The 6,000-nt window shown below is 41.2% G+C and carries 5 protein-coding genes; 2 read left to right on the top strand and 3 right to left on the bottom strand.

The annotated features are described in order from the left end of the window. Positions 1-715 precede the first annotated feature (715 nt). Complete coding sequence (locus RH96_RS05680; RefSeq protein WP_010198377.1) at positions 716-1,870, bottom strand: DEAD/DEAH box helicase; 1,155 nt, start codon at positions 1,868-1,870, stop codon at positions 716-718. A gap of 259 nt (positions 1,871-2,129) precedes the next feature. Further along, complete coding sequence (locus RH96_RS05675) at positions 2,130-2,345, bottom strand: cold-shock protein (protein ID WP_010198374.1); 216 nt, start codon at positions 2,343-2,345, stop codon at positions 2,130-2,132. Positions 2,346-2,847: 502 nt separating this feature from the next. Here RH96_RS05675 and aroQ point away from each other — a divergent pair. Next, positions 2,848-3,384 carry a type II 3-dehydroquinate dehydratase gene (aroQ, locus tag RH96_RS05670; protein WP_010198372.1) on the top strand — a complete coding sequence of 179 codons (537 nt, stop codon included), beginning with the start codon at positions 2,848-2,850 and terminating at the stop codon, positions 3,382-3,384. 177 nt (positions 3,385-3,561) lie between these two features. After that, positions 3,562-4,863 carry an ABC1 kinase family protein gene (locus RH96_RS05665; RefSeq protein WP_010198362.1) on the top strand — a complete coding sequence of 434 codons (1,302 nt, stop codon included), beginning with the start codon at positions 3,562-3,564 and terminating at the stop codon, positions 4,861-4,863. Positions 4,864-4,891: 28 nt separating this feature from the next. Here the strand turns inward: RH96_RS05665 and RH96_RS05660 are convergent, their stop codons facing one another. Continuing rightward, entirely contained in the window at positions 4,892-5,722 is an 831-nt protein-coding gene (locus RH96_RS05660; RefSeq protein ID WP_010198359.1) for an ion transporter, read from the bottom strand. Between the last annotated feature and the right edge of the window lie 278 nt (positions 5,723-6,000).

Here is a 6,000-nt window from a genome sequence, read left to right as displayed (position 1 = left end):
CCTATCCCCTGTGTGCCTTGGCAGTCTCAGATTCACCCGCACCCCTTGCCAGATGTGCCAGTTTCATCAAGTGCAAATAGTGACCCGCTATTTAACTCGTCGCCCTAAGAATAGTGCCAGTATCGAGCTTAGACGACTTACTTTAGAAATAAAACAGCTTGATAAAGATGCGTTTGTAAAGCGCTTAGATCACTGGTATTTGACTCATGAAGCCTATCTTAATGAGCGTAGTACCAATGAGGATACCGGCAGAACGTGGTACACCCACAAGCGTCTTAGAAGTGCTTATCGTAGTTTAAGAACCAATAGCGATTGGTTATTTACTTATCAAGAATATGGGCATTTAGACCTACCAAATACTACTAATTCTCTCGAAGGGTTATTCAGTGAGCTCAAGCGACAATTACACAGTCATCATGGGCTAAATGAGTATCGTAAGTTACGGTTTATTAAAGACTTTTTAGAGTCAAAGACACTCAAATAGCATGAATTATGTCCATTAGCGACTACCTTCTAATTTCTAGCATGAATTTTGTCCATTACACCTCGATACTAAATAAAATAGATACACGACATTATAAAATGCGTGACTGGTACAAATTTTTCTTGCTTGCTGTGTCTACGCAGACAGAGGCTACAAAAAATTTATATCAGTCACGCTGTCTCTTTTTTATATTGAACTGACTATATCAAGATAAAACCTAAGTTAGGTCAATTACTCCTGCCATTGCTCAAGCGTAAACTTGGTATCTAAGTGCTTCTCTAATGCAGGCAAGTTAAAAGCATCATCTTCGCTAACGAAGCTAATACTGATACCAGTCTGTCCAGCACGACCCGTACGACCAATGCGGTGTACGTAGTCATCTGGCTGATCAGGTAAGGTATAATTGACCACGTGGCTAATATCATCCACATGAATACCACGCCCTGCGACATCGGTGGCGACCAAAATAGAAGCATGACCATCTTTAAAACGCTGCAAGTATTTTTCGCGTTTTTGCTGAATGACATCGCCTGACAACATCACGATTTTGTGTCCTTGACGCAAATTGTGATAGAGGCGCTTCACTTGGTCTTTGCGATTGGCAAAGACAATGACTTTATCGACAGCGGCATCACTGATAATACGCTGCAAAGCTTCTAATTTTTGATCTTCTGTTAATAGATAAAAGTGTTGATCGACCAATTCACTGGTTTTATGCTCAGGCTCAATTTCAACAAATTGCGGCTCATGTAACCAACGATACGCCAAGTTCATCACATCTTGGTTGAAAGTGGCAGAGAATAATAAACTTTGGCGATCGGTGTTAGAAGGCATCCGACCGACCAAGCGCTTGATATCTGGAATAAAACCCATATCCAGCATGCGATCTGCTTCATCTAGTACCAGCACTTCTACTCGATCCAAATAGACCATGCCTTTATTGGCCAGATCAATCAGACGACCAGGTGTCGCCACTAAAATATCAACATATTGACGGTCAAGCTCGTGCTGCTGGGTTTCATAATTTGTGCCACCCATAATACAAACACTGTGTAGCGAAGTATATTTGGTCAGAGCAATACAATCGTCAAATATCTGCTGTGCAAGCTCACGGGTCGGTGCCATGATCACTGCACGTGGCTCACCTAGATAGCGCTCTTCATCATTGGTAAAAGGACGCTTGAGTAATGCTTCCATAATAGTTAACAAAAACGTTGCCGTCTTACCAGTACCCGTTTGTGCCTGTCCGATAGCATCTTGATTTGCCAAGGTGTGCGGTAATATCTGCGCTTGAATAGGGGTCAATTCAGTAAAACCTAAATCACTTACCGCGCGTAAGGTCGGTGCAGAGAGTGGTAAATCAGTAAACGTTGTGAAGTTACTCAAAAAATCATCCTTTTGTATGAATTGCTTGTATTTTTAATTAGTGACAAGCTTATGCTAAGCCTTAGCCTCGCTGTATATCGCTACCAATAACGATAAAAATCATGCATTGGTAAGCATAAAAAAAGCCAAACCCGACGCCTACCCTCACCCATAATAATGAATTAAAATCAACATAGGTAAGATAAGACGGGCTTGACTCAGTAGTATATCAGTAGTTTATCCAGACATTGCAACTAAACTGCGCTAATGACTGTCTCGACTACTCTTCTGTTTTTCTGACTTCTTCAGCTTGAAGGCCTTTATCACCTTCGACAACGCTGAATTCAACTTTTTCGCCATCTTTTAGAGAGCGATAACCATCACCTTGGATCGCACGAAAATGGACAAAAATATCTTCTCCGCTATCACGTTGAATGAAACCAAAGCCTTTTGAGTCATTAAACCACTTAACGATACCTTGCTCACGAGCTGACATAATTTACTTCCTAAAAAAGTCGCTTAGCCCCAAATTCCTTTGCAACATTGCATATAAACGGGGTCTAAGATTGTGAAATCAGAATTAAACCTTACTACGTTAAACACTATCTTCTGAATATATATTTAGCTGAACCATGTAGATTGCAGTGTTTCGCCATTACCTTTTACTAATACCAAGATAGCTTTTATATTCACTATAACTTACGTTAGACAGCTTATATATAAGCTCGCATTGATGATATTAGAGCACTAGTAACAAATTCGTAATATAGATTGCTTAAAAAATATCATAGCACGGGTTTTTAGCAACATAAAGACTTTTAGTATGGTTTTTAAAACTTAGATTGATTTTTCATGTAATTTTTTTATAACCCTACTAGCAAGCTGTTATCATAATGAAATAAGATTGGTTTTAGCGCGTCATTTCTTGATTTTTGAACCCTACTACTGATTAATAACTTATCAATTATCCATACCATCTAATATCGATAGAGAGCATTATGACGACCTCTTCTCAGTCAGCAGCGACATTAGAACCTGCTAGTCAATCAACAGAAATAATGTTAACCCATAAATTATTATTGGTTAACGGGGTCAATCTCAATTTACTGGGCAAGCGTGAGCCGGATATTTATGGTCATACGACGCTGGCTGATATTGAGCAGCACTTAATTGACCGCGCGGCCAATTATGGTGTTAAGCTGATTTGCATACAATCAAATCACGAAGGTAAGCTCGTTGATGATATTCAGCATCACGGATTGCTGGCAGATAGAGCCGCACAAGTAGACGCCATCATTATCAATCCTGCTGCATTTACTCACACTTCGGTTGCCCTACGCGATGCATTATTGGCCACACAGAAACCTTTTATTGAGGTGCATCTATCTAACGTGCACGCCCGTGAAGCCTTTCGGCAGCATTCTTATCTAAGCGATATTGCAACAGGTGTCATTTGTGGCTTAGGACATAGGGGCTATCAGATGGCATTGGATTATTGGCTGACTAATATGTATGCGATAAACCTGACCGATTAATGCTTTATAGTGGATATTTATAGTAAAGTTGGTCAAGTATATTGAGCAAGTCATACAGAAAGAAAAAACTCATTCGCGCAAGACAACCTTATCTTTAGCACACGAGTCAAACAGCAATTGCTTACTCAAAATAATAAAATTATGGTTTGATAAATAAACCCCTGCATGGTGATATGAATGGCAAAATCGTCCGGAAAACGCTTTATGAAACTGGCTGGTATGACAGCCAGTATTGCTGGAAAAGCAGCTAAAAACTCATTAAGGCACCTCTCAAGTGACGAAGAAAAACGTCTGCAGGCACGCTCAGACTTGATGCAAGATGTGGGTATTCAAATAGCGGAAACGCTTGGTGAGATGAAAGGTGCGGTGATGAAAGTGGGACAAATCGCCTCACAATATAAAGACGTGTTTCCCCCTGAAGTGGCGACTGCTTTAGAGAAGTTGCAAAAAGATGCACCGCCCATGCCTTATGCGCAAATACGGGCACAAATCGAACGTGAGCTCAAAGCCCCTGTTGATCAGCTATTTACCATGTTTGAAAAAACACCATTTGCCGCCGCTTCCATTGGACAAGTGCACAAGGCTATTTTACCTTCTGGGCAAAAAGTCGTCGTCAAAGTACAGTACCCCGACGTGGATGAAAACTGTGATAGCGATCTCAAGCAAGTCCGTATGGCACTGAAAATCGCTGGCGTTCTAAACATGAGCAAGCAATTACAAGAGCAACTCTTTAACGAGATTCGCCAAAGCTTGCACGATGAATTGGACTATGTCAAAGAAGCCCACAACCTACAAGTCTTTGGTGCTTTTCATGCTGAGGACGAAGGGCTTATTATCCCTAAAGTCGTCAATAGCCATTCTACTAGGCGAATTTTGACGTTGACGGAAGAGATGGGGGAAACGCTAACCGTCGCCGCAACGTGGAATAATGAGATTAAACAGAAAATCGCTGAGCGTCTATTTCATTTCACTGCCGGCCAACTGTTTGGCTTATACCGCATGCACTGTGATCCCCACCCCGGTAACTTTGCGTTTCGTCATGACGGCAGTGTCGTGGCTTACGACTTTGGTGGCATTCGCAGCTATAGCCATAGTGAGGTTCAATTGTTTCGCCGCTTTGCGCAACATGCCGTCAAAGGCGATGTCACCGCACTCGAGCAAGATTTAATCGCTCTAGATATTCGCCGCAAAGATGATAAAAATATACCCGGTGAGTTTTATGAAAAGTGGCTGACTATTGGGATGAAGCCGCTCTCCATTGCACCTTATCAAGAAGGGGCTTTTGATTTTGGCAGCAGCCAAGTTCATCACGAAGCAATTAGCCAAATGCGCACCTCATTAAAATACTTTGGGCAATTTCAACCTTCAGCCACTACAATGATGCTGGATCGCACCGTATCAGGACAATATTGGAACTTAGTCAATTTGGGTGTCGAGATCGATCTGTCACCGCTGGTCGCTCAATATATAACCAATTAGTTGACCTAATTAGAAAAACGAGTGTGCATTACACGTGCAATGCATGGCCGCAGCGATCACAAAAAGTGGCACTGACTGCATGGCCAAATTTTCCGCAATTCGGGCAGGTGATCGGATTGAGTTGTGGGCGCATATTCCGAGCCAGCTCAGAGGTAAAAATACCCGTTGGTACCGCAATGATCGAATAACCCGTAATCATGACCATGCTCGCAATCGCTTGACCTAACGGTGTTTTAGGTGACATGTCACCGTAACCGACCGTGGTCATGGTAACGACCGCCCAATAGATAGAAAGCGGAATACTGGTAAAGCCGTTTTCGGGACCTTCTACCACATAAATAATCGAGCCAAAAATCGTTACCAACAAAACCAGTGATAAGAAAAACACAGTGATTTTTTGCTGACTGGTTCTAAGTGCCGAGGCCAAGAAGCCCGCTTGTTGCATATAGGCTTTAAGCTTAAGTACGCGAAAGATGCGCAAAATACGTAAAATACGTATGACCAATAAGTACTGTACGCCCACAAACAATAGACTTAAATAACTGGGTAAAACGGATAATAAATCTACTATCCCAAAAAAACTAAAGGCATAACGAAAACGATTGGGTGCTGAAAACCAGCGCAAAGCATACTCAATAGTAAATAAAATGGTAAAAAACCATTCCGCATAAAAAAACAGCGTACCATATTGCAAACGCATATATAACACACTATCCAGCATCACAACACCAACACTGGTCAAAATCGCTATCAATAATACGACATCGAAAAGCTTACCCATACGGGTATCTGTGCCTTCGACAATAATATGAATGCGGTTACGCAAGTGAGTAATAGCTTCGTTATTTGGTTGCTTCATAGAGTCAATAGAGTCACAAGATCAATGGTTTTAAAAAACCGAACGATTTAGGCTAGCAGGAACAAGCTAAGATTGGTCAAAATGCGCAAAAGTGGTTTATAATACGCGACAGCTTATGAGTACCAATAGCTATTATCAGGTTTGATAGATAGTTATATAGGTAGCCATAATACAAAGAATAATAGTGTAGCAAAAAAGCACTGCGAACGACATACAAATTGTTAACTTGTAAGTAAGCCAATTACCTTAGAAAAACAGGTCAATCATATAATAAAAAT

Origin of the sequence: Psychrobacter sp. PAMC 21119 (assembly GCF_000247495.1) — a bacterium.
GTDB lineage: Bacteria > Pseudomonadota > Gammaproteobacteria > Pseudomonadales > Moraxellaceae > Psychrobacter > Psychrobacter glaciei.
This window is presented reverse-complemented; position numbering and strand designations above follow the sequence as displayed.

Excerpts from the sequence above, each read along its gene's own strand:
- RH96_RS05675 (WP_010198374.1), bottom strand. The coding sequence starts at position 2,345 with ATGTCAGCTCGTGAGCAAGGTATCGTTAAGTGGTTTAATGACTCAAAA.
- aroQ (WP_010198372.1), top strand. The coding sequence starts at position 2,848 with ATGACGACCTCTTCTCAGTCAGCAGCGACATTAGAACCTGCTAGTCAA.
- RH96_RS05665 (WP_010198362.1), top strand. The coding sequence starts at position 3,562 with ATGGCAAAATCGTCCGGAAAACGCTTTATGAAACTGGCTGGTATGACA.
- RH96_RS05660 (WP_010198359.1), bottom strand. The coding sequence starts at position 5,722 with ATGAAGCAACCAAATAACGAAGCTATTACTCACTTGCGTAACCGCATT.